The 24,034-nt window shown below is 63.5% G+C and carries 23 protein-coding genes and 1 pseudogene; 5 read left to right on the forward strand and 19 right to left on the reverse strand.

What is annotated here, in order from left to right; translation table 11 throughout:
- Window positions 1-7 precede the first annotated feature (7 nt).
- From WBP07_RS30155 to WBP07_RS30165, 3 genes are read right to left on the reverse strand one after another with little or no spacing between them, the layout of a single operon-like run.
- A complete protein-coding gene (locus tag WBP07_RS30155; protein WP_395396916.1) occupies window positions 8-775 on the reverse strand; it encodes a glucose 1-dehydrogenase in 768 nt (255 codons plus the stop codon).
- A 1-nt stretch (window position 776) separates the two neighbouring features.
- Window positions 777-1,772: an aldo/keto reductase gene (locus tag WBP07_RS30160; protein WP_395396917.1), complete on the reverse strand. Its 996-nt coding sequence runs from the start codon at window positions 1,770-1,772 to the stop codon at window positions 777-779.
- A 23-nt stretch (window positions 1,773-1,795) separates the two neighbouring features.
- A complete protein-coding gene (locus tag WBP07_RS30165) occupies window positions 1,796-2,206 on the reverse strand; it encodes a cupin domain-containing protein (protein ID WP_395396918.1) in 411 nt (136 codons plus the stop codon).
- Window positions 2,207-2,318: 112 nt separating this feature from the next.
- Here WBP07_RS30165 and WBP07_RS30170 point away from each other — a divergent pair, with 112 nt between their 5' ends.
- Window positions 2,319-3,320, forward strand: coding sequence for an aldo/keto reductase (locus WBP07_RS30170; protein WP_395396919.1), 1,002 nt, complete (start codon window positions 2,319-2,321; stop codon window positions 3,318-3,320).
- Here the strand turns inward: WBP07_RS30170 and WBP07_RS30175 are convergent.
- From WBP07_RS30175 to WBP07_RS30190, 4 genes are all read right to left on the reverse strand, one after another.
- A complete protein-coding gene (locus WBP07_RS30175; RefSeq protein ID WP_395396920.1) occupies window positions 3,317-4,150 on the reverse strand; it encodes a type II CAAX prenyl endopeptidase Rce1 family protein in 834 nt (277 codons plus the stop codon). The two genes, WBP07_RS30170 and WBP07_RS30175, sit on opposite strands and share 4 nt — an antisense overlap.
- A gap of 164 nt (window positions 4,151-4,314) precedes the next feature.
- The gene (locus WBP07_RS30180) at window positions 4,315-5,319 is read right to left on the reverse strand and encodes a zinc-binding dehydrogenase (protein ID WP_395396921.1); all 1,005 of its coding nucleotides are present in this window, start codon (window positions 5,317-5,319) and stop codon (window positions 4,315-4,317) included.
- Window positions 5,320-5,417: 98 nt separating this feature from the next.
- Entirely contained in the window at window positions 5,418-6,173 is a 756-nt protein-coding gene (locus tag WBP07_RS30185) for an SDR family NAD(P)-dependent oxidoreductase (protein WP_395396922.1), read from the reverse strand.
- 54 nt (window positions 6,174-6,227) lie between these two features.
- Window positions 6,228-7,502 (reverse strand): epoxide hydrolase family protein, encoded by a 1,275-nt coding sequence (locus tag WBP07_RS30190; RefSeq protein WP_395396923.1) that lies wholly within the window; start codon window positions 7,500-7,502, stop codon window positions 6,228-6,230.
- 232 nt (window positions 7,503-7,734) lie between these two features.
- On the opposite strand from WBP07_RS30190, the gene WBP07_RS30195 reads away from it, so the two are divergent.
- Window positions 7,735-8,088, forward strand: coding sequence for a putative quinol monooxygenase (locus WBP07_RS30195; protein ID WP_395396924.1), 354 nt, complete (start codon window positions 7,735-7,737; stop codon window positions 8,086-8,088).
- Window positions 8,089-8,173: 85 nt separating this feature from the next.
- Here WBP07_RS30195 and WBP07_RS30200 read toward each other — a convergent pair whose 3' ends face one another.
- The 5 genes from WBP07_RS30200 to WBP07_RS30220 form a co-directional block, all read right to left on the reverse strand.
- Window positions 8,174-8,731, reverse strand: a complete 558-nt coding sequence (locus tag WBP07_RS30200; RefSeq protein ID WP_395396925.1) for a VOC family protein — start codon at window positions 8,729-8,731, stop codon at window positions 8,174-8,176.
- A complete protein-coding gene (locus tag WBP07_RS30205) occupies window positions 8,725-10,041 on the reverse strand; it encodes an epoxide hydrolase family protein (protein WP_395396926.1) in 1,317 nt (438 codons plus the stop codon). Before WBP07_RS30205 ends, WBP07_RS30200 begins: the two co-directional genes overlap by 7 nt.
- Before the next feature lie 26 nt (window positions 10,042-10,067).
- On the reverse strand, window positions 10,068-10,514 hold the full coding sequence (locus tag WBP07_RS30210; RefSeq protein WP_395396927.1) for a nuclear transport factor 2 family protein: 447 nt from the start codon (window positions 10,512-10,514) through the stop codon (window positions 10,068-10,070).
- Between the two features lie 202 nt (window positions 10,515-10,716).
- Window positions 10,717-11,340, reverse strand: coding sequence for a response regulator transcription factor (locus WBP07_RS30215; RefSeq protein ID WP_395396928.1), 624 nt, complete (start codon window positions 11,338-11,340; stop codon window positions 10,717-10,719).
- Window positions 11,341-11,430: 90 nt separating this feature from the next.
- Window positions 11,431-11,835 (reverse strand): nuclear transport factor 2 family protein, encoded by a 405-nt coding sequence (locus WBP07_RS30220; RefSeq protein WP_395396929.1) that lies wholly within the window; start codon window positions 11,833-11,835, stop codon window positions 11,431-11,433.
- Between the two features lie 274 nt (window positions 11,836-12,109).
- Here WBP07_RS30220 and WBP07_RS30225 point away from each other — a divergent pair.
- Both WBP07_RS30225 and WBP07_RS30230 read left to right on the forward strand, forming a co-directional pair.
- Window positions 12,110-12,418, forward strand: a pseudogene (locus tag WBP07_RS30225) (PAS domain-containing protein); the annotation flags it as partial.
- A 213-nt stretch (window positions 12,419-12,631) separates the two neighbouring features.
- On the forward strand, window positions 12,632-13,708 hold the full coding sequence (locus tag WBP07_RS30230) for an ATP-binding protein (RefSeq protein ID WP_395398281.1): 1,077 nt from the start codon (window positions 12,632-12,634) through the stop codon (window positions 13,706-13,708).
- Here the strand turns inward: WBP07_RS30230 and WBP07_RS30235 are convergent.
- The 6 genes from WBP07_RS30235 to WBP07_RS30260 form a co-directional block, all read right to left on the reverse strand.
- Window positions 13,685-14,857 carry an MFS transporter gene (locus WBP07_RS30235; protein WP_395396930.1) on the reverse strand — a complete coding sequence of 391 codons (1,173 nt, stop codon included), beginning with the start codon at window positions 14,855-14,857 and terminating at the stop codon, window positions 13,685-13,687. The two genes, WBP07_RS30230 and WBP07_RS30235, sit on opposite strands and share 24 nt — an antisense overlap.
- Before the next feature lie 173 nt (window positions 14,858-15,030).
- On the reverse strand, window positions 15,031-16,254 hold the full coding sequence (locus tag WBP07_RS30240) for an ATP-binding protein (protein WP_395396931.1): 1,224 nt from the start codon (window positions 16,252-16,254) through the stop codon (window positions 15,031-15,033).
- Window positions 16,251-16,925, reverse strand: coding sequence for a cytochrome b (locus WBP07_RS30245; RefSeq protein ID WP_395396932.1), 675 nt, complete (start codon window positions 16,923-16,925; stop codon window positions 16,251-16,253). The genes WBP07_RS30240 and WBP07_RS30245 overlap by 4 nt, the downstream gene beginning before the upstream one ends.
- Window positions 16,922-18,004 (reverse strand): catalase family peroxidase, encoded by a 1,083-nt coding sequence (locus WBP07_RS30250; protein ID WP_395396933.1) that lies wholly within the window; start codon window positions 18,002-18,004, stop codon window positions 16,922-16,924. The genes WBP07_RS30245 and WBP07_RS30250 overlap by 4 nt, the downstream gene beginning before the upstream one ends.
- A 126-nt stretch (window positions 18,005-18,130) precedes the next feature.
- Window positions 18,131-19,633, reverse strand: a complete 1,503-nt coding sequence (locus WBP07_RS30255; protein WP_395396934.1) for a PAS domain S-box protein — start codon at window positions 19,631-19,633, stop codon at window positions 18,131-18,133.
- 32 nt (window positions 19,634-19,665) lie between these two features.
- The gene (locus WBP07_RS30260) at window positions 19,666-20,034 is read right to left on the reverse strand and encodes a response regulator (protein WP_395396935.1); all 369 of its coding nucleotides are present in this window, start codon (window positions 20,032-20,034) and stop codon (window positions 19,666-19,668) included.
- A gap of 1,226 nt (window positions 20,035-21,260) precedes the next feature.
- Between WBP07_RS30260 and WBP07_RS30265 the strand changes: the two genes are divergently transcribed.
- Complete coding sequence (locus WBP07_RS30265) at window positions 21,261-23,387, forward strand: triple tyrosine motif-containing protein (RefSeq protein ID WP_395396936.1); 2,127 nt, start codon at window positions 21,261-21,263, stop codon at window positions 23,385-23,387.
- Here WBP07_RS30265 and WBP07_RS30270 read toward each other — a convergent pair.
- The gene (locus tag WBP07_RS30270; protein WP_395396937.1) at window positions 23,361-23,975 is read right to left on the reverse strand and encodes a response regulator; all 615 of its coding nucleotides are present in this window, start codon (window positions 23,973-23,975) and stop codon (window positions 23,361-23,363) included. The two genes, WBP07_RS30265 and WBP07_RS30270, sit on opposite strands and share 27 nt — an antisense overlap.
- Window positions 23,976-24,034 lie beyond the last annotated feature (59 nt).

Genomic DNA, 24,034 nt, shown 5'->3' on the forward strand with positions numbered 1-24,034 from the left:
GCGCCGATCATTGCGCGACGAAGCCGCCGTCGACAGGCAGCGCGACGCCAAGGACGAAGCTGGAACCGGGGCTGCACAGCCAGAGCACGGCCTGGGCCACTTCGTCCGCATGACCGAGGCGGCCAATCGGTTGCATCTTCAGGATTTCGGTCATGGCATCCGATTGACCGTCGAGCATTTCGGCGACCATCGGCGTGTCGATGGTGCCGGGGCAAACGGCGTTGATCCGGATGCCACGCGGCGCATATTCAACCGCTGCGCTTTTGGTGAGGCCGATCACGCCGTGCTTGGACGCGTGGTAGGCCGCGCGACTGGGCAGGCCGACAAGTCCGCCGAGCGAGGAGCAATTGACGATCGCGCCGGAACCCTGCGCCCGCATATGTCGAAGCTCATGCTTCATGGAGGCCCAGACCCCGCGCAAGTTGACGGCATTGACCCGATCGAAGTTTTCCGCAGGCTCGTCGGCGGCATCGCTGGGCGGCACCTGGATGCCGGCGTTGTTGAACGCCATGTCTAGGCGGCCGTACTCCGCCACCGCGCGGTCTACCGCGGCGGCTACTTGCGCCTCGTCGGCCACGTTGCACGCGACACCGATGGAGCGGTGTCCCGCGTGGCGAAGCTTGGCAGCCTCGGTTTCGGCAAGATCGCCGTCGATATCCGCTAGCAGGACGGCGGCGCCCGCACGGGCGAAGGCCTGCGCGGCGGCGAGGCCCATGCCTTTGCCCGCACCGGTGACGAAGGCGACTTGGCCGGAGAAGTCGTAATGCACCGCCATGTCAGCGCCCCACCATCGCGGCTTGTGCAGCCGAGTAACGGTCGCCGGCGATGCGAACTTGGCTGGATGCAGTCTCGAGCGCTTCCACATCGTCACCCGAAAGAGCGAGGGAGGCGGCTCCCAGGTTCTCGACGAGCCGCTCCAGCTTCGTGGTGCCGGGGATCGGCACAATGGAGGGATGCTTGGCCAGCAGCCAGGCCAGTGCCACTTGCGCGGGGGTTGCACCTCGCTCGGCGGCGAAGCGGCGGACGATGTCCACCAGCGCTTGGTTGGCCTTGATGTTCTCCGCCTGAAAGCGTGGGACTGTGCTGCGGAAATCATCGCTGCCGAATGCCGTGTCCGCGCCGAGCGTGCCCGTCAGGAAGCCCTTGCCCAGCGGGCTGAATGGCACGAGCGAGATGCCCAGTTCCAGCAGCGCGGGAATGACTTCATCCTCCGGTTCGCGCCACCACAGCGAATATTCGCTCTGCAATGCGGCCACCGGCTGCACGGCATGCGCGCGGCGTATGGTGCCGACGCCGGCTTCGGACAGGCCGAAATGCTTGACTTTGCCTTCCTCGATCAGCGTCCTCACCGCACCTGCGACATCCTCGATCGGCACATCGGGATCGACGCGGTGCTGATAATAAAGGTCGATCGCCTCGACCCGCAGGCGGGCGAGCGATTCCTCCACCACTTTGCGGATGTGCTCGGGCCGACTGTTTAACTTGCTCCAGCGATCCGTGTCGCCGGGCGCCGCTTCGAACCCGAACTTGGTGGCGATGAAGACTTGCCCCTTGAAGGGTTCGAGGGCCTCACCGACCAAATCCTCGTTGACGCGCGGCCCATAGACTTCGGCGGTGTCGAAGAAGGTCACGCCCCGTTCCACGGCCTCGCGGATGAGGGCGATCATCTCCCGTCGATCCTTGGGCGGGCCGTAGGACCAGCTCATGCCCATGCAGCCCAGGCCTATGGCCGATACTCTGGGACCGTTTTTGCCCAGTTCACGCTGTTGCATGTTGAAATTCCTCTGCTTGCGGGTCAGGCGCTGGGCGGGCCGGCGAGGTATTCCTCGTCGGTCACCTTCTCCATCCAGACGACGTTCTTGCCATCCAGCGCCTCCTGGATCGCGATGTGGGTCATCGCGGTTGTCGGGCTGGCCCCATGCCAGTGCTTGTGTCCCGGCGGGCACCAGATCACGTCGCCTGCGCGGATTTCGACGATCGGCTCGCCCTCACACTGCGTCCATCCGCAGCCGGCAGTGACGACCAGCGTCTGGCCCAGCGGGTGGGTGTGCCATGCGCTGCGTGCGCCGGGTTCGAAGGTGACCGCCGCGCAGCTATGCCGGGCCGGTTCCGGCGGCGCGTTCAGCGGATCGATCCGCACGGTGCCGGTGAAGAATTCTGCGGGGCCGACCTGAGAGGGCTGGCTGCCAGCGCGCTTGAGATACATTGCGGTTCCTTTCACGACCGGGCGGAAGCGGTGCTTCCTTGTCGGTAATAAGAACACGATCGGACCCATTGCGTGTCATGAGATCGCCGCCATGGAGCGATGAGATAATCTCATGATGCGTTCTGGCATAGGCGGTATTATTCTTGTGATCGTGTGGCGGGTAGAACCGCCCAGCAAGACGTTCGAATTACGGCGATTGCCGGTAAGATCGAAGGAATCAGCCATGATTTTCGAAGAGACATTCACCCTTTCGAACGGCGTGGAGATCCCCAAGCTGGGCCTCGGCACTTGGCGGATCGCGGATGAAGCCGTTGTCCCGATCGTGCGCGATGCGCTCGGCGTCGGCTATCGTCACATCGATACGGCGCAGGCTTATGCCAACGAACGCGGCGTGGGCGAAGGACTGCGCGCCAGCGGCATTGTGCGGGACGACGTGTTCCTAACCACCAAGTTGGCCGCCGAATCCAAGAGCTATGATGACGCCAGGCAGCGCATTGATGGATCACTCAAGGCATTGGGTGTCGACCATATTGACCTGATGTTGATCCACAGCCCGCAACCTTGGGCCGAATTTCGCGAGGACACCCGGTTCGACGAAGGCAATCTTGAGGCGTGGCGTGCGCTTGAGGAAGCCTATGCTGCCGGCAAACTTCGCGCGATCGGTGTGTCCAACTTCGAGCAAGCAGACCTCGACAACCTGATCGAGAACGGCACCGTTTCACCGATGGTCAACCAGGTTCTGGCCCACGTCGGCAACACGCCTTTCGACCTGATCGATTATAGCCGCAGCAAGGGCATGTTGGTCGAAGCCTACTCGCCCGTTGCTCATGGCGCAGTGCTGCATGACCCCCAACTTACGGCGCTAGCGGCGAAATACGATGTCGGCATTGCGCAATTGTGCATCCGCTATTGCCTGCAACTTGGGCTGCTGCCTCTGCCCAAGACGACCAGCGTCGATCACATGCGAAATAACGCCGCAGTGGATTTCGAGATTTCCGATGCGGACATGGAAACCCTGATGGGCGCTGCTGGCGACACCGATTATGGTAAGGCCAGCGCCTTTCCTGTGTTCGGCAAGAAAAGGCAGGTGGTTGGCGCAACCAACGTCAACTAAGGCGGCGAATTCACTTGTAATTGCTGCTGTGGGGTATCGGTCATGGCTTTTGGCGCAATGCTCATAGTCACTATGAATGCCGCTAGCCCCACAATTATCGCGGGGATTGATGCCTCGGGGCCGAACGCACCGCCTGTGATCAGACCCCAGGAATCCCGGCTTGGCAGGCTGACAAGAAAGCTGCCCTCTCCCATCATGCCCGATACGCGCGCGCCGAAGATGCCGCCGAGCGCCAGATTCCAGCCTGCGTGGATCCCCGCGGACATCCAAACACGCCCGGTCAGGAAGTAGAAGCTGGCAAAGAGAAGCCCGGCTTCGATCGCGATCGCAATTGCGGCGAGAGGGGAGGCATTCTGGTTCGCCAGATGTGCGGCGCCGAATGCGGCAGCGGAAACCAGAAAACCGGCGGGTAATCCAAAAGCGCGGGCGAGCAGGCGGAAGAGGATCAGGCGCGCCAGCAGTTCTTCTAGAAGACCGGTACCAATCGTCTCACGCAGGTCATGGGGCCAGTCCGACCAGTCGCCCCTGGAAACGTCGTACTGCCCCGCCAACCAGAGTGAGCCGACCACTATTGTTATGATTCCGCAACCGGCGAGAAAACCAGTCAGATATTCGCGCAGAAGCGGAGCAATAGCCAGCTCGGAAGGCCAGCGACCCTCGCCGAGGCGTACCATCGCAAAATAGGCTGCGTAGGCAAGCAGGGTACAAACGAAGGCCATGCCCAGCGTTATCGCATCGCCGGGAAACAGCGATTTCACGGCCGACTGAAGCGACAGGATGGCGACGCCACGACCAACATGGCTACCATCCACGCCAGACTTCGTGCCCAAGCGAGCCTGCCATCCCGGAGAATGCCTTTGTCTCCGAGGACAATTCTGCCCTGCCTGCCCCATGCGGTGCCACCAACGTCCGCCGTCATGATCCTGGAGTTCTCCATCAATTGTATCTGCTTCGCTGGCTTATACTTCTGCTCGACTGGCAGGGTGTGCGGGCTTCAGGAGATCAGGAGCACCACACCGGTCTTGCCTGGCCTTTCGACATGTGCGGCTGCATCGCGGGCGTCGACGAGGTCGTAACACGCCGCTACCGGAAATAGCTCGGGGTGGCGTAGGGCAAGGTCGATCGCGATCCGCAGGTCTTCCGCGCGCTGGGCTGCCGGCAATTGTGCCCAGGTGCCTACGGTCACGCCGAAGATGCGGACATTGCGCGTCGAGAAGGCCAGTGCGGGCACCGAGATCGGCTCGCCCGAAAGATCGCCATAGGAGATCAGCGAACCGCCGTTCGACAAGAGGTTTGCCAGTTCACTGGCCAACTGCCCGCCGACCGGATCGAGGACTGCCTTGATCGGACGTGTTCCAATGGCACTTTGAAGCTCGTCTCTCCATTGTGGATGCTCGGTTGCAATCACCTGCAGCCAGGGCAGTTGGTCACGCAGTAGTTCCGCGCCTTCCTCGCTGCGGACGAGGCCGACAACCGCAATCCCGGCAGCGGCAAGGGTTGTGATCGTCAAGCGCGCGACGGCCGATCCGGCGGCGGTGAGCACGACGACGTCCTGGCCCGCCACTACACCGGCTTGATCCACCGCACGCCGCAGCAGTGCGGTGGTGAGCGGATTTACGTGAAGCTGCGCACCGATATCGTCTGAAATGTCGTTAGGGATCGCCGTAACGTACTCAGCCGCGACAGTGGCGTATTCGCTCCAGGCGCCGCGACCGGGAAAGAATGCGACGCGGGTTCCTACATCGAACTCGACCCCATCCCCGACGGCTTCGATTTCACCCAGCCCTTCGAACCCGACCGGATTGCCCTCCGCAGGCACTGATCGGTCGGCGCCGCTGCGGTAGCGGCCGGCGATGCCAAGCAAGTCGCCATAGTGAACGGGCCGTACGTGCACGCGAACGACGACATGTCCGGGCGGGGGAGGCGGCGGCGCCGCGACCTCAACGGTTTCGAGCACTTCGGATGGGACGCCATGACGGCGATAAAGGACGGAACGCATGGGGCTTCTTTCGGCGAGAGGTTTGGCGTCGAGAGGTTTGGCGCCCGATCGCGGATCGGGGGGAGGAGCGATCGGGCGCCGGGCGGTTTGGTTCAGGATCAGACCTGCGCCTGTCCGCCATCAGCAAAGAGTTCGGCGCCGTTGACGAAGCTGGCATCGTCGCTCGCCAGGAAGAGGACGGCCTTGCCGATCTCTTCCGCCTCACCAACCCGTCCCAGGGGAATGCGCGAGGCGAGATAGTCGAGCAGCCCTTGCTGCGCCTGCTCATCCTCGCCCGCCAGTTCGACCAGGCCGGGCGTGCGGGTGGCGCCGGGACTGACGACGTTCACGCGAATACCGCTGTCCTTGAGATCGAGAGCCCAACTGCGCGCCAGGTTGCGCACGGCGGCTTTGGATGCGGAATAGACGCTGAACGCGGCGGTGCCCTCGGTCCCGGCGGTCGATCCTGTGAGAATGATCGATCCGCCCTTGCCCATCAGCGGCAGGGCCTTTTGCACGGTGAAGATCACGCCCTTGACGTTGCGGTCGAAGGTGTCGTCGACCTGTTCCTCAGTGATCTGGCCGAGGGGCAGCATGCTGCCGCCGCCGGCAGCGGTGTAGAGGACGTCAATCCGGCCCGCTTCGGCCTTCACTTGCGCGAAGAGAGTGTCCAGATCGGCCATGCTGGCAGAATCTGCACGGATTCCGGTCACATCACCGCCGATTTCGGCGACCGCCTTGTCGAGAACGTCCTGCCGGCGTCCGGTGATGTACACTTTGGCACCGGCGGCGACGAAGACCTTGGCGGTGGCGAGGCCGATGCCGCTGGTGGCGCCGGTGATGACGGCGATTTTTCCGCCGAGACGTTGGGACATGGGAAAGCCTTCTGGTTGGGGATGGTAGAGTGCTGGTGCGGTGTCGAAGATGGCTCAGGCGCGGCGCATCGTGCGGAAGGCCCGGCGCATCTCCTCGGAAAATAACTGCGGCTGCTCGAAGGCGGCGAAATGTCCTCCGCGGTCGACTTCGTTCCAATAGAACATGTTGGGCCATCGGGCCTGGGCCCAGGCTTTGGGCGCGCGGTAGATCTCCTTCGGAAAGATCGTCGCGGCCATCGGCAGTTCGATCGTGCCTGCATCGAAGCCGCCACCGTTGCGGGTGTTTTCCCAGTAGATCCTGGCGGACGATGCGGCGCTGTTGGTGAACCAGTAGAGCGAGATATCGTCGAGCATCTGGTCGATGCTCAGCGCATCCTCGGGATTGCCGTGATTGTCGGTCCAGGCCTGGAACTTCTCGTAGATCCAGGTCGCCTGACCGATCGGCGAATCCGCGAGTGAATAACCGATCGTCTGGGGCCGTGTGCCCTGTTCCTTGAAGTAGCCGAACTGGTCGTTCAGGAACGCGCCGATCGCGGTCAGGCAGGCCTGTTCCTCGCTCGTCAGCGTGGTGGGGGGCTGCGCGGGAATGACGAGCGGCCAGTTCACATGGGCCGCGACTAGGCCATCAGGGCGCACATGGCCCAACGCATGGGTAACGCCCGCGCCCCAGTCCCCGCCCTGTGCCACCCAGCGGGTGTAGCCGAGCCGCTTCATCAGCATGCCCCAGGCCTTGGCCGTGCGGACTACGTCCCAACCGGTAGCCGAAGGCTTGTCGGAGAACCCGAAACCGGGCTGCGAGGGGATCACGACGTCGAAGGCATCCTCGGCCTTGCCGCCATGGGCGGTCGGGTCGGTAAGCGGTCCGATGACATCGAGGAACTCCACAATGGAGCCGGGCCAGCCATGTGTGAGGATGATCGGGAGAGCCCCGGGGTGGCGCGAGCGGACATGAATGAAGTGAATGCCGAGCCCGTCGATCTCGGTGCGGAACTGCGGGTAGGCGTTGATGCGGCGCTCGAACCTGCGCCAGTCGTAGCGGTCGCGCCAGTAGGCGATCAGGGCCTGGGCTTTCGCCAGCGGTACGCCCTGCGACCAGTCGCTTGTCGTTTCGCGTTCGGGCAGGCGGGTCAGCCGCAGGCGCAGCTTGAGGTCGTCGATCGCGACCTGGGGCACTTCAACCCGAAAAGGCGTGATCGCGGAAGAAACCGGCGGAAGGCGGAGCCCCTGCGCCTCCGCCATTGCCGGGGCGACTGCCGCCGCAACGGCTGCGATTGCGGCGCCCTTGCCGAGTTCGGCGAAGGCCTGGCGGCGGGAATGCCCGGATGTCATGCTTTGCGTCCTTGTTCAGGGGGGGAGTGATCGTTGCTTCAGCTAGGCCATCGACGATGCCGCTGCGATCAGACGCAAAGGTTCCCGGTCGAACTCTTGGTTTCATGAACTCATACGCAGGTATGATCGGGTCGCTCGCAGGCACAATTGGGGTTGGAGCGGGGTATCCCTAGTTTGGATCATCACCCGTCCTTGGGGCGGCAATCCTCAGCAGTTTCGAAAGGAGGCCACGATGGCCGACCACGACAAGACGCTTTCCACCGAAGTCACTGTCAGCGCTTATTACCGGGTTCATCCCGAAGACCGGCAGGCTTTCATCGATGCGGTCGTCCCCGAGATGACGGCCGCGCAGAAAATGCCGGGCTGCGTATATTATGCCTTTGCGCAGGACCTGACGGACCCCAACACTTTCCACCTGCTCGAAGGCTGGGCCGACCAGGCTGCCTACGAGAACCACGAGGAAGCAGAGAGCTTCCTGGCGGCCTTGTCGACGGTCGTGAAGACGGTGCGGATACTTCACCGCGAAGGGGTGCGCTACGACGTTGCCCGCATGCATATCGACGATCCGCGCGGGAAGGTTTCGTGAGGAGGCGGGGGGCGAGGAGTGAGGGGCGAGGAGTGAGGGGCGAGGGGTGAGGGGCGGTCGGCCGCCCCTCGCCGACCTCTAAGCGTCACTTGCCCGGGGGGAAGACCAGTTCGATCTGCGAGCCCCACGGGCTGAGGAAATAGAACCAGCGTGACCCGTCGGACAGTGTCACGGGATCGTTCAGAACAGGCAGACCAATGGCTCTGACCGCCGCCAGCGCGCGGGCGGGATCGTGGGCCTTGAGCGCGATGTGGGTCGCACTCGCATCGTCCTCATGCGGCTGCTTGTGCGAGGCGATGGGCGATGCATATTCGAACAGCTCGATCTTCGAGCCATCCCTGGCCTCGATCATCATCAGGCGGTTCAGCCGCGCCCCGGCATGCCAGCGAAAGCGGCGCTTCCATTGCTTTTTGACCGGAGCGGGCCTCCAGTCGGACACCACGCGGGTGCCGATCAGGTCATGGAAGAATTGTGCGGACTTTCCGGCATCCGGCACGTTGATGCCGATATGATCGATGCCGCCGACGTCGAGCACTGCGTCCGAACCGTCAACAGGATGCGCGCCCTGCTGGGCGAATGCGGCAGTGGCACCGGCCACTGCCGCCAGCAAGAGCGCGCCGACGGCGATGCCGCCCTTCACCATAATGCGGGCGCGGCGCGGCGCAGTTCTTCCGTGAAGATCGCGGGCTGCTCGAACGCCGCGAAGTGTCCCCCGCGAGCCGCTTCGGACCAGTAGGTCAGCTTCGAATACATCCGTTCGCCCCAGACTTTCAGCGGGCGGAATATCTCGCCGGGAAACACACTGACCGCGACGGGAAGGTCGAGCTTCTGGGGGGTGAAGTCGGTAGCGAAGCTTTCTGCATAGAGCCTTGCCGAGGAGGCCGCGCTGTCCGTCAACCAGTAGAGCATGATGTTGTCCAACATGCGGTCCCGGCCGATTTCCTGTTCCGGATGATGAGCGGAATCGCTCCAGGCCGCCAGCTTTTCGTAGATCCACGCGGCCTGACCGGCCGGCGAGTCCGCGAGAGCGTAGCCGACTGTCTGTGGCCGCGTACCCTGCAGGATCGCATAACCGGACTCGCTCGTACCGTAAGCAACCAGCTGCGCGATCGAGGCCTGCTCTTCCGCAGTGGGTTGGCCCACAAGCGGCGGCGGAAACAGGATCGGCAGGTTGAGGTGCACACCGGCAAGGCCGGGGACATGCTGCTTTGCCATCCAGGTCGTGACACCCGCGCCCCAGTCCCCACCCTGGGCCAGATAACGGTCGTAGCCGAGGCGGTTCATCAGCGTGCCCCAGGCGCGGGCGATGCGTGGAAGCCCCCAACTCCGTTCCGTCGGCTTGTCCGAAAAGCCGAAGCCGGGGAGCGAGGGGATGACTACGTGGAATGCGTCTTCGGCCTTGCCGCCGTGGGCGGTGGGATCGGTCAATGGGCCAATCACGTCTAGGAATTCGACGACCGATCCGGGCCAGCCATGGGTCAGGACGATCGGACGTGCCTGAGGGTGGCGTGAGCGCACATGGATGAAGTGGATGCCCAGACCGTCGATCCGGGTGCGGAATTGGGGCAAGGCGTTGAGGCGCCTGGCCAGCCGCACTGGATCGTAGCCGGTTCGCCAGTAGTCCACCAGCGCACGGGTATCGTTCAAGGGGGCGCCTTGCGACCAGTCTCCAACGGTCTCCTTTTCCGGCCAGCGCGTCAGCGAAAGGCGCTGGCGCAACTGGACGAGCGCTGCTTCGTCGGTTTCGACGCGAAATGGCGCGATCGTTTCATCCGAAGCAGGGAGCAAGGGCTGAGAGCGGCCGCCCGCAGGGCGCGCTTGGGCCGCGCCTGCGAGAACCGTGGCGACGCCTGCAGTTGCAGCCGCGACGCCCATGAAATGACGGCGATCAACACCGGCTTGGCCGATGCCGGCTTCGCAGATGCCGGCTTCGCAGATGGAAGTGATAGGCATGACGGGATCCTTGCTGGGATGTCGGCTCAGAGTTGCAGTGCCGCTTCGAGATTTCCGAACACACCAAGCTGCGCGAGGAGGACGGTGGCCGCCGTGTAGCAGTGGAATGAGGCCACCTTGCCGTCGCGAAGTTGGAACACGTCGCAGCAGGGTGCGTGAATTTCGTTGCCGGTGGCCCTGATCGTTCCGGCGGGAAGCTTCAGGTCGCCGCGGTGCGTGCCGTTGAGGCTCAGTTCGACGATGACTACATCGCCGTCCACGTAGAACTTATCCAGCGCGCGATGCATGTCCGGAAAGGCTTCGGCATAGATGTCGACCGTGTCACCGATCTCTTCGCCGTAATACTTCTGGCCGGCGGCGACGTCCCAGAAATAGCCGTCCTCGGTGAACAGCGAAACGAACTGCGCGGTGTTCCTGCCTTCACCTTCGGCGCAGGCATAAAGCGAACGGATCACGTCTTCGTTGGTCGGCATCTCGATTGTCCTTTCCATGGGCTGGCCCGGTCGGCTTCGTCATCCGAAGATGCGGTGCGAGGCGGGACACTGCCGATGATAGGAAAGGAAGCAGGAGGATGCGTTCAGGCGCGCGTATCGGCGCCTGATACGCGCGCGCTAGAGCATAATACGCGGGTATGAGAGAGGGCGTCGGCGGGCACTGGGCACCACGTGCGCCGTGTCAGGCCAGGTCCTTGACGGCCTCTGCCATCTTCACGAAATCGGCAAGGTTTCGGGCGCCCATCTTCCGCATGGCATTGCCGCGATGGATCTTGATGGTGATTTCGCTGAGTTCGAGATCCCAGGCGATCTGCTTGTTCATCCGGCCTTGTGCGACGAAACCCATGACCTCCCGCTCCCGCGGAGACAGCAAGGCATAGCGCTCGCGCAGTTCTTGCGAACCTTGCCGCTCGGCGCGCTGCCTGGCATCGCGGCCAAGTGCCGTGGTCACGGCGTCCAGCATGTCCTGCTCTCGGAAGGGCTTGGGCAGGAAGTCCACTGCACCGGCTTTCATCCCGCGCACGCTCATGGGAATATCGCCGTGCCCCGTCATCAGGATGACCGGCATCCGCACCCCGGCCTCGGCGAGCTGCACTTGAAAATCCAGCCCGCTGACACCGGGCAGACGTACATCGAGGATCACGCAACCGGCCGCCGTGGCGCGTCCCGAAGCCATGAACTCGGACGCGCTGGCAAAGGTACGCACTGCATAGCCGACCGACCGAAATAGCCCGTCGAGCGCGACCCGGATCGAGGGATCGTCATCGACGACGTGAATCGTCTGGGCATCTTCTGTATGGCTCATGATGGGAAGCGTCTTGTCATGCTTGCGCCGTCCGCGTCCAGCGCAGCTTGATGCAGGGCCATGCCTGCGACGGTCCGGAGGCTGGCACCGTCATTCTCCTGCTTTGTCCAGAAAGACGATCAAGGTCGCGATCCGGCCATTTTTGGTGATCGCCACGTCCCACCCCGTGTATCGGGCAGGCTCGCCGGACGGCCCGGATCCCCAGGCAAGCCGGCCCGCATCGGGCTGCACCTGAGCCTCGTCGATCGGGGTATAGACGAAATCGGGATGCGCGGCGCGAAGCTGGCCTGCGAAGGCTGCGATCTCCTCTCGGCCCCGTATGACGCCCGGCGGCACATGAAGCGCGCAATCCTCGGTCCAGAGTTCGTTCAGTGCCGCGAGGCGCCGGTCCGGGTCGTTCTCGCCGAACACTTCGCGAAGGTTTCTCACGAGCAGCTCCCTGATGCGTTCCGACGAAGTCGGTGATGGGGCAGGGTGATCGACAGGCAGGTCCACGATTCCGATCCTCTTGGGGGCATAATGCCCATGGCACGTGGCAATGTGGCTCATCCTGCCGCTTGGCGAACCCCATACGCGCGTATGAGCGGACCGATACGCGATGGCCGGATCGCGCGCATCCCCCCGATCGGGGGGGGGAAGCCGCCCCCGAGGCGGAGCGATTGTTGCGATTGCAAGCGAGCAATATCCTGCCCCTGTTACCGCTCCCCGGCTATGCATCTGCAAGGTTTCGACGGCGGCGGCATCAAAGTTCGATGCGAGGCTTGCCGGAATGTCAGACACGCGATTAGGGGTTGGTATCGGCGACTACGGTGTTTCGACAGCCGATGCCGTTCCCGCGCTGATCTCGTTTTTCGATGCGGAGCATGTCTGCCGCTTTGCCAACGATCATCACATCCATTGGTACGGGCGGACGCCGGAGCAGCTCGTTGGCAAGCATATGCTCGATTTTTTGGGGGGAGCGCTCTATGCCGAGCGGCGCCCTTATCTGGAGAGGGTGGCTGCCGGTGAGACAGTCTCGTTCGAGGCTGAAGTCCCGCATTGCCGCGGCGGATTGCGCGAAGCGGCGATCCGTTATGTACCCAAATACGTGGAGGGCCGCTTCGAGGGCTTTCACATTCTCGTCTTCGATCTTTCGCGAGAACAACACCGGTTCCGCAGTGTCTTCGAGGGAACCGTCGTCGGCTTTGTCGAGATCGATCTTCGCGGAGCCCGGTGCGTCATGGCGGAACTGGAGAGAGAGGTAGGCGATATCGCCACTCACATCGCCGCTGACATAACGGTCGTCCGGCACGTGCTCGATAATACGCCGATCGTCGGCCTCAACGAAAAGGCATGCCAGATGCTCGGCGTGGTTCCGACCGAGGCCGTGGGCAGGCCGCTGGGCCTCTGGTGTCCGGACGAGACGATGGCGGTGTGGAACCGTGTCTTTCTGGATTACATCTCACTCAAGGTCAGCCACGAGGCGGAAACGGTAATCCGCTGCAAAGACGGATCCGACCTGGATGTCATCCTGAGCGCCGCCTATCCGAAACGGCCGGATGAGCAGGTCTTCGTCGTGGTCGGCCTCGTCGATATCAGCGAACGGATCGCCCGGGAAAAGGCGCTTGCCCGCGCGCAGCTCGATCTTGCCCATGCCGGACGCGTCTCGATCCTCGGAGAACTGGCTGCATCGATCACCCACGAAATCAATCAGCCGCTCAGCGCGATCATGGCCAACGGCAATGCCGCATTGCGCTGGCTGAACAGGCCGGTGGCCGACCTTGACGAAGCGCGCGCGGCGATCGGGCACATGATCCTTGAGGGAGAGCGCGCATCCAGGATTATCGCGCGTACCCGCGCCATGGCCATGAAAGGCAGCGGCGAGCACAGCGTCTTCGAACTGAAGCCGACGCTGGAGGAAGCGATCGAGATCACGCGGCGTCAGATCGGTCTCTTGGGCGCATCCTGCACGATGCATGGCTGCGATACCTCGGTCCGGATTCTTGGCGATCGGGTGCAACTGCAACAGGTCATCATCAACTTGATCGTCAACGCTGCGCAGGCCATGACCAGCGCCACCTGCGGGGACGGGAGGGTGGAAGTTCATTTCCGGGCCGAAGGCAGGCGCGCAATCGTTCGCGTGATCGATAGCGGGCCGGGGCTGGATGCCGCCAGCGCCGCCAGATTGTTCGAGGCGTTCTTCACCACCAAGACGGATGGCATGGGAATGGGCCTGTCCGTTTCCAAAGGGATCGTCGAGGCGCACGGCGGCACGATCGCCGCCTGCAATAATGCCGGTCCGGGATGCACGTTTACGGTAGATATCCCGATCGTTCTTGCAGATGAGCAAGACGTCGATGGAGGATCACCGGCGCTGCGGTTTGCATGATGCCACCAGGGCCCCTGTCAGGGCGAGCGTACTGCCGATCATCCAGGCTCTCCCCACTCCCGCGTGGTCGACGATCAACCCGCCGATGAGGGCGCCGAGCGCCACGGAAGACTGGAACACCGTGTTTGTGAGTGCCGAGCTTGCCTCAAAGCTTTGCGGTGCGGCGCGAAGTGTCCAGAGCTGGAGGCATAGTGGCAGCGCGCCAAAGGCGGCGCCCCAGGCCAGGATGGCGGCGCCCGACAAGACCGGATGCAGTCTGGCCAACAAGGCGATGGCGATGGCAAGGCCGATGACCAGAATGACTCCCGAAAGCGCCCAGCGCGGGCTTGCACTGCTCGCCCATGTTCCCAGCCAGACGCCGACCAGTCCGGCCAGGCCATAGCCTGCCAGCAGCCACGCCATGGCCGGTCCCGAAATCCCTCGTGCTGTCAGGAACGGCCCCAGATAGGCATAGGCGCTGAAGTGACCGGCAACGACGAATGCCGTAGCGAGAAAGCCGGTGCGGATGGCGGGGACGTGCAGCACCGCTGCCATGGCCTTCACATCCAGACGCTCACTGGCCTCCAGCGGCGGAATGATCGCGGCCTGTGCCGCAAATGCTATCAGGGCAAGAAGGCCCACGCAGTCGAAAGCGGCGCGCCAGCCCACGAGGTTGCCGGCTAGCGTGCCAAGCGGCACGCCGAGCACGGTGCCGATGGATATGCCGGCCACGATGATGGCGGCAGCGCGGTCGCCGTCGTGTTGCCGCACCAGTCTGCGGCCGATCGCCGCGGCGAAAGTCCACACGCCGCCCAAGGCCAAGCCCAGCAGCACGCGTCCGGCCAGAGCCATCCACAAGTAAGGGGAATGGGCGACCGCAAGATCTGAGAGCGCAATGCTCAAGGTCAGGCCCGACAGCACCATTCGCCGGTCCAGACGGCTGGCACAGATGGCAAAGGCAGGCGCGCTGATCGCCGCGACAAGGCCGGGGACTGATAACAGCAGCCCCGTCCGACCTTCCGAAGCGCCGAGGTCGCGCGCTATCGATCCGAGCAGGCCGACCGGCAGGAACTCGCTCGTCACCATCACGAAAGTGCCAAGAGCAATGGTGCATACAGCGGTCCAGCGGCTGGCTGGGGCTTCGGCAAGCGCAATGACAGAATTGGGCATGATCTTCCCGTTCCCGGGAACTCGGCTCCCTGGAATTCCAAGCGCGCCGGTGATCGGTGCGCATGGACCCGTAAAAGCGGATGATTCGTGGCCTGTCGATTATGCCCGGGTATGACCGACTAACCGCAAGCGATGCTCCTGCGATCCTGCAGGTCTCTTATTCCGAACCGTGATTAATCCGCGCGCGGCAAGGTGAAGTGGAAGCTGGCACCTCCTCCCGCCGCAAGATCCGCCCGGATGGAGCCGCCATGTCCCTCGACGATCGTGCGCGTTACCGAGAGCCCCATGCCCATCCCGTCGGGCTTGGTCGTGTAGAAGGCGTTGAAGATCTGCTGGCCCACGGTTTCCGGAATGCCGGGGCCGTTATCGTCGACCTGAACCCTGACGAATGCACCTTCCAGATGGGCGGAAATGCCGATGCGGCGCGGCGCGGCGATACCGACCATTGCCTGGGCGGCATTGACCAGCAGGTTGATGAGCACCTGCTGGATCTGCACCTTGTCGACCAAAATAGTGCCTACATCCGGGGCTACGGCCAGATCGACTTCCGCGCCGAGGCTTGCCAGCTGCCAGCGTGTTATCGCCAGGGCTTCGTCGACGATCGTCGCGAAGTCGTGAGGCGCGCGGTCGCCGTCTCCCTTCGTCGCCATGCGGCGGGTGCGGGCGAGTACTTCGCTGGCGCGGGTCCCGTCCTCGACGATGCGCGAGATGGCATCGATCGCTTCCTGCAGGTCCGGTGTCGGCCGCCTGAGCCAGCGCAGTGCCGCATTCCCATTGGCGACGAGCGCGGTCAGCGGCTGGTTGACTTCGTGGGCGATGGAAGCCGCCAGTTCGCCCAAAGTGGCGACGCGGGCTGCGCGGATCAGGTCGGTGTTGAGGCGGGCCAGTGCTTCCTCGCGCTCGATACGATCGCTGATGTCCATGATGGCGAACGTGCCGGCCGGCGGAGATACCGGTTCCTGGGGAAACGCCGTGCTGACATGGACGGGGAACAGCGAGCCGTCGGCACGGGCCATCAGCGCCTCGCCCTCGTAGCCCGGTTCGCCGCTGAGATAGGCCACCAGATTGTCGAGGAGCATCGCTTCCGCCTGCGGCGGGCACCAATGTCCGAATGGCGTCGCCAGCGCGGTGTCACGGTCGACGCCGAACAGCACCTGCGCCCGGGTGTTGAGATCGAGTACGCGGCAGCTGTCGATCGATTGGCGGATGAACGCGGGATTGGCCCGAACGTAATCGGCCGGCTTCAGTCCGCTCTCCCGGCATCTCTCGGCCAGCATGGCCTGCATGTCCGCCAGATCGATTTCCCAGAACGCGACGACCGTGGCTTCGAAGATACGGTGATAGCGGTGAGCCTGGGTACCGGGATCGGATTCTTGAACCTCGGGTACCGAATTCATTCTTCCGCCCTGGGTAGCGATGTAGAGACGGGTAGCGATGTCGAAACTTCCGGTACGTCCGGATCATCGGCACGCGCATATACTTCGGCGTCCGAGATTGCGCCATCGCTTTGCGGCGGTTCCGGTGCGCTGCGGGCAGTTCCAACCGTCATGCTGCGCAGCACGCCGTCCTTGCGGATCAGGCCGTGAAACAGCGCAGCGCAGAGATGGGCGAGGATCAGGGCGAAGAACATCACCGCGATCACCGTGTGGGCCTGCCGCAGCACTGCATAGAGCCGCAGATTGTGGGGCACGATGGGTGGAAGCGTCAGGCCGGAAATCACTTCCACCGGATAGCCACCGGCGGAGAGCATGGCCCATCCGATCAGCGGCATGGCCGCCATGCTCGCATAGAGCAACACGTGCGATCCCTTCGCCGCCAGCACTTGTGCGGGCGGCAGGTCCCGGGGCAGCGGCGGCGATCTCGTGGCAAGGCGCAGGGGGAGACGCAAAAGGACCAAAACCAGGATGGCGATGCCGACCGGCCGGTGAAGTTCCAGCAGGGTAAGATAGGCCGGCCCGGTGGTGGAGACCATGCCGACACCGATGAACAGCATGGTGAGGACCATGGCCGCCATAAGCCAGTGAACCCCGCGCAGCAGCGGGTGGAAGTCATGGGGAGGGCGGTTCATCGCGCAGGCTCCTTGCCAGCTAGATCGCTGCCGATCGCGCTTGGATGCGGTCCTTCCCCGGCGCGGCGCTGGAAGGAAGAGGAATAGACCTTCGATCGCGCCGCCAGCAGCGGGTCGTCGGACAGGCCGATGCCGGAGGGCAGGATCGTTGGATCAAAGTTGAGATCGCGGCAGGCGCCGACTTCCTCGGGCATGACCTTGTCCACCGTGAGAACGCCGGCGTCGATGCTGCGATGCGGGCCGGTCCAGGCGACGGTGGCGTTGTCGGTCTCATCGCCGGGGTTCGCGATCGTCAGGATCAGGTGCCAGCGTGAAGGCCCCTTGGCCGTCCGCGCGATCATCTCTTGGAACAGGGCATCACGCGGTAATTGGTCGAGATGAGCTTTGTCGAGCCCGGTGAGCGCTGCTTCCGGCTCGAACTGCCAGCGCACGAAGCGGGTCCGGCCCGCGCTGTCGGTCATGGTGAAAGCGTTGATCGAATAGTAGGTGGCATTGGCCAGGCTGCTGGGCAGCACCGCCTTGGCCAGATAGTCTTGAAAGGCCTTTACCGAAGGATATTCGGCGATCAGGGCCTTCATTTTGGCCGGATCGGGCTTGCCTGTCGCCGGGTCGGGCCGCGTGGCGTGTTGCAGGGCAATGAAACCTGCCGCGCTCGGAACGGGGAAGATGGGGGTGTGGTCCATCGCCATGCGCCATTGCTGCCCGTCGGGCGTCTTCAGGAGCAGCGCCATCGAATGGAACACGTTGCGGCCGTCCGTGGCGAGGGGATTGCCGCCCGCAACCGAGAAGCGGCCGATGACGGGATAGGTCCCGGGCTCGAAAGCCTTCGCGGTCGAAATCTCACTTCCCGCCCCGTTCGCGGCGAAATTGCCCGAAAGACAAATACCTTTGGCATGTGCGCGCCGAAATCCGGGCTGCTTCTTCCCTGTATTGTATTCGAGTGCGCGAGTCACGTCGCCGCCGTTGATGCGCTTGGGGCCAATCCATCCGGCCGCCCAGAGGAAGGCAAGCACGAGCAGCGCGGCGACTCCGCCGATGAAAAGGACTGGGCCGGGAGGAACCGGTTTCTTGGGGGACATGAAATCTCCGTGCCGCCGTTGGCGTTGGGCGTGGGATCGGACGGGCTTATGTCATCGCTTCGTGAAAAGCTTTTATACGCAGGGATGATCGAAAGCACCCTTGTGTGTGATCATCTTGGCGACGGTTCATTCCCCGTTACAAGCGCGAGGAAGTTCCAGCTCGATATCCATGCCCGCGTCAGTGCGGTCGCCGTTTACCCGGATGGAACCGCCATGAAACTGCGCGATAGCGCGGCAGAGCCCCATGCCGCCTGCCGAGAAGTGGGCAGGCTGCGGATCCGCCAATCCGGGCGCGGCACGATCGCAGCTGCCGCTGCCCGTGATGTTGAGCCGCACATAGGAGCCATCGGCAGACGTGGTGATGTTGATCGTCGTTTGGTCATCAAGTCCGGGAGAGGCACTCAGCGCGCCGCCGATCAGGCTGGCCACGAGCCGTTCCAGCAAATGGATTTCGCCTAACACGTAGCCGCCCTCAGCGGCCGTCTTTACGCCAAGCGAGGCGATCGGCTGCCGTGACTGGATCGCCTCGATCACCTGGCGGACAAGGGGATCGAAAGATACGAGCGACCGCTCCAGACGCCCCTGTTCCACCACGTCATGGACCTGCGCGATGACCTGAGCGGCCTCCTCGCCGGCGTGTTCGGCCTGCGCGATTACCTTGCGTGCCTCGGCCACATCCGGCGGGCGTCTGTCGAGCCATCGGCGCGCCGCGGCAAGATACGCGTTGATCGACGACAGGGGCTGGCTCACTTCGTGCGAGATCGACGTGGACAGGCCGCCGATGATCGCGCGGTGCAGTGCCTCGTCGCGCTCAAGCCGGGCGGCGTCGAGATTCTTTTCCATGCGCTTGCGTTCGGTGAGATCGAGTACGCTGCCACAGACGCGATCATACCCCCTTCCATCGGTCGGCAGACGCATCGCGATGAAGATGGGTATGAGGTCGCCCTGGGCAGTGCGGACCTGGCATTCGGTTTCGAATATTGCGCTACCCCGATTGAGGGCAAGCAGGCCTTCCACGAAACTGGAGTCCTCCTCGGGCAGGAAGTCGGACAGGCGCCGAAAGAATCTCGTCCCGTTGGTCATGCCCATAAGGCGCATGGCCGCGTCGTTGGCATGGGTGATCTTCACGAGACTGCACAAGTGGGCGACATAGAGCGGGTTGGCCCGGAGATGGGCTTCCAGGTCTTTCACGCCACTTGTCCTGAGGGCGGTCAATTCGGCCGCGACCTGCGTGAAATCATGTTCCCAGATGGCCAGAGCCAGTGAGTTGAAGATTGTTTCGTACCGGGCGTCGCTGGCCCGAACCTGCTCGCGCAAATGCCCGTTTCGAGTAAGGAGCAGGGCGGCGATGGTGACTGCGGCAAGGCTTGCCACAAGACGCAGCACCTCATCGGTGTCAGCCCGATCGCCGTGATTGATCAGAAAACTGATGACGGCGAGGGCGGCGCAGGGAAAGGCCCAGCGGGCAGGGCGGGAGCGTGACGTCCCATCGTCAGCGACGAGCAGTACCAGCGCATAGAGCACGGCGACCGCGCTCTGAAGGCGGGTGAACGTATCGATGACGAAAACGGCGGCTGCCGTCAGGGCTGCCAGTGAAACTCTCGTTCTGTCCGCGAAGGGCGTGACCATGGTTCGGTATTCCCGATTAAGCGCCCGCCGCGCTAGGCGGATGGGTTCCTGTCCCGGTATTCCAGCAGCCCTTCGATCATGGCTATGACGGCATCGGCATCGAGTGGCTTGGTGAGGAAGCGGTATGCGCCCCTTTCCTGGGCGCGCTGGCGCCATTCGGCATCGGGGAAGGCCGTCATCAGGGCTACCGGAACATCCGGAGTTGCGGCGTGGAGGCGGTCGAGCAGCTCAATTCCGGAGAGCCCCGGCATTTGAACATCGCTCAGAACAAGCACGAACCGGCCTACATCGCATTCGAGCAAGCTGGCGCCGTCTTCGAATAGCTGCGAACTTACGTCGATCGACCGTAGCAGTCCGGCGAGGGCGGTGCGGATGCATTCCTCGTCGTCGACGATCGCCACGCATGGCGGCTGTAGGGGTGGTGTACCGTTCATTGAAAGCCTTCCGATCGTGCTTCACTTAGAGAGAACGTTCGGGTGCCGGCAATTATACGCGGGTGTGAATAAGCCCGCGTCCGAGAGCAGCGGCGAATGGCTTCCGGTCTATAGGGGCGCACGGGTGCGCAAGGCGCGGCGCGATGCTAACGGAGATTGCGCCGTGCTGGATCGCTGTGCGGGGTAAGGAGAACCGGCAGGTGTTGAAGACGGTGCAAGGGCCGGAGGGAGCGGGTTCGCTCCGGTCCAGCGTGCGGGGACTTCTGCCTCGGCTTGTCCTTCTTTGCGTGCCCTGCCTTCTGTGCGGCACAAGCGGCATTTCAGCGGCTGGAACCGAGCCGACATCCACGCTTGAGATTCAAGGCTGGCAGCGCAATTTTTCGGGGCCAAGGCAGGGTGCTCCTTCCGGGGTTCGGGCCCTCGCGCAGACCCCCGACGGGATCGTGTGGATCGGAGCCAGCGATGGCCTCTATAGGTACGACGGCCGCAGTTTCACCCGCGTCGCACCTTCGAGCGCAAAACCTATCCAGGCCGATACGATCGCTGCTTTGCTGGCGACCAGGGATGGGGACCTTTGGGTGGGGCACGACTACGGCGGCCTGTCCCTTGTGCGCGCGGGACGGCACAGGCCGCTGACTGGGCTTAAGATGAGCACGGTCTGGGCCTTTCCGACAAATCGGGCAGGGGCGGAATGGGCCGTAGGTAGCGACAGCCGTCAGGTCTCCGTGGCACGTCTTATCGGTCGCAAATGGGTGCCGTGGACTGAATTCAAGTCGTATTTGTTCTACGGCAGCGCGGTCGATGGCGAGGGCACGCTGTGGCTGATCGTTGGGGACCAACTCATCGCGGTCTCAGCACAGAACCGGAATTGGCGCGTCGTCGCGAGCGGCATCGGATCGTCCAGTCTCACTGGCAGTCCGGACGGCCGTGTCTGGCTGGTTGGAAAGAACCGCCTGAGCGAGTTGTCGTCTCCCGGCGGGGCAGGCGCCGCGAAACCAGCGATCACCGGTTTCACTCGCAAGGGCGATGCCCCAGTCATCTTCGAGGATGCCACCCATTTCTGGATCGTTCAGGGCGACAACGTGCTGGAGCGTTATGCGATCCACGAGGCCGGGCACGCGGTTCGGATCGCCGCATGGCCCAGTGGCTATGCTCTGACTGCATCGGTATTGCCGCTGAGTGCGTTGCCCTCGATGGTCGATCGCGAGGGAGCGCTCTGGATCGGGACGAGCCAAGGGCTCGAACGCTTCAATCGTGGTTCTTTCGCCCCGGTCCTAGCGGGTGCCAACAATACGGTTGAGAACCGGTCTCCCGCATTCGCGACCGCCGATGGGCGCGGCCAGGTCTGGGCTTGGCGCCAGGATCGACTGTTTCGGGCAGAGGGGGGCACTGGCCTCACGTCCTGGCCCGGAAGGCGCCCGGATGGCGCGGCGCCGTGCGCTGCCCGATCGGGTGGCGTATGGATTTTCGACGGGGCAGACAGTTTTACCCGCCTTGGCGGAACTCAGCCAGCGTCGATGCGCCTGGGTCGGAAAGGCCAAAGCTTGGCGAAAGAGCTCGGCATCAACGGGTGCATCGAAGACGAGCGAGGGCGTCTGTGGGCGGCGGCGGATCGCGGATTGGCGCTCCTGGGGCCGGACGTGAAGGCTCCCGTGCCGCTTGGCGAGGATTCGGGCTATTCGATCGGAACCTATGCCACCTGGCGCGATGGTTGGGTCTTGGCCTATGTCGGCAACGGGAACTTGTGGCTTACTGATGGCGTCCAGTCCCGGATCGTGTGGCGCCAGGCCGATAACACGCTCGGTTTCATCGAAGCGCAGTACCGCAGCGGAAATGCGATCCTGCTGGGCGGTGACCGGGGCCTCGGCCGGTTCGATGGACAGTCGGTCAAGGTCATATCGAGCGTGCGGTTTCCCTGGCTCAACTTCGTAGCCGGTATCGTGCAGACCCCGCGCGGCGAGACATGGCTGCAGACGAGCAGCGGGATCGTGCGGTTGCGCACGGCCGATCTCGACCGTGCATTCATCGATGCGGATTTCCAGCCTGATGTGCGCATTTTCCGGGCTGCCGACGGCGTGCCTGGCCCGCCCACTTACGCGAACATGTCGGGTCTGTCGGCCGATCGCGGCGGACGGATATGGGCATCGACGAGCAACGGGATTGCGGTGTTCGATCCTGCGACCGCTCCAACCGATGGACCGCCGCCTCCGGTTCTCGTGACCGGCATTGAAGCCGATGAGCGTGAATTGCCGGTGGCGTCAAGGGTCCGGTTGCCACCCGGCGTTGCACGGCTGCGCATCCAGCTTGCGGTTATCGACTTCGACAACCCGATGGCCACCCGGCTGCGCTATCGGCTGAAAGGCATGGATACCGACTGGGTCGATGCCAGTGAGCAGCGCACTGCGATATTCACGTATCTGCCGCCGGGGCATTACCGGCTTGAGGTGATCGGGGCCAACTCGCACGGCGTCTGGAACCGCAAGGGCAACGCGATCGAAATCGATGTGGCACCGCAGTTTTGGCAGACTTGGTGGTTCAAGGCTGCGGCGGTGCTGGCCTTGTCGTTCGGCATCTGGATGACCTTGCGCTGGCGTGTCGCGCAAATCGCGCGGCGACTGCGCAGTCAGGCGGCCGAACGTGCGAACGAGCGCGAACGCATTGCGCGCGACATCCACGACACCCTGTTGCAGGGAATGCAGGGACTGGTGCTGCGCATTCAGTCGATCACGTCCCGGATGCAGAGTCCGGATCCCAACCGGCAGGCATTGGAAGAAAGCCTGGACAGGGCCGACGCACTCATAGCGGAAGGCAAGCTTCGTGTCCGCAACATGCATGTGGAAGACAGGCCGGAGGATCTGCGGAGCATGTTGCAACAGGTCCTGATGGAGATGCCGTTTGCATTCGATGTGCAACGCTCCGTCTCAGTCAATGGAAGTCCGCTTCCGGTCGAGGCCATGGTTGCGCGCGAGGTTCGGGAAATCGTGGCGGAGGCGCTGTTCAATGCGGCCCGCCACGCCAAGGCCCAGTGCGTGCTAGTTACGATCGAGTTCGGCGCCCGCGCGCTCGAGCTTGTTGTTGCCGACGACGGCTCGGGCTTCGAAAACGGCGACGATGGCGCATCCGGCTATGGGCTTATCGGAATGCGCAAGCGCGCCGAAAGCATTGGCGCAAAGCTGACGATCGAGCCCCGAGTTGGGAAGGGGACTCGGGTGCGAGTGCGGGTGCCGGGGCGTAGAGCCTATCTGGATCGCCCCGGTTTTCTGATCCGGCTTGCGGGATGGCTGCCTGGCCACTCAGATCGTCAGGATACCGCGTCGTAAGGCCTCCATGACCGCGTGTGTGCGATCCGAGACGTTCAGCTTCACAAAGGCATTCTTGAAGTAGTCCTTCACTGTTTCCTCGGAAATGCCGAGAATACGCGCAATCTCGCGATTGCTGTTGCCTCTGGCCGCTTCCGCGAGAACCTGGGTTTCGCGCGATGTCAGCGGCCGTTCGCCGATGTGGCTGGCGATTTCCGTGGCAACCTCAGCATCGATGTAGCGCTTGCCCGCGTGAACATCGCGGATCGCCTGGGCAATGACCTTGCGGACGTTGCTCTTCAGCATGTAGCCGGCGGCGCCAATCTTGAGTGCGCGCGTCGCCGATGCGTCGCCCGCATAAGTCGATAGCACGATGATCCTGGCCGAGGGCTCGTCCGCCAGAATCGTCGCGATCGCCTCGGCGCCACTCGCTCTGGGCATTTGCATGTCCATCAGCGTTACATCGGGGCGAAGCAAGGCGAACTGATGGATGGCTTCGACACCGTCGCCGGCTGTGCCGGCGATCGTGAGGTCCTCCTCGTTCTCGATGATAGCGCTCAGGCCTTCGCAAACGACGGGGTGATCGTCGACCACCAGTACTCGGATCATCGCTGCGTCTCTCGGGAGTTCAGGGTTGGCCAATGGCCCGACCTTAGACGTGCAAGGCC

The organism is Novosphingobium oxfordense (genome assembly GCF_044029435.1).
Taxonomy (GTDB): Bacteria; Pseudomonadota; Alphaproteobacteria; order Sphingomonadales; family Sphingomonadaceae; genus Novosphingobium.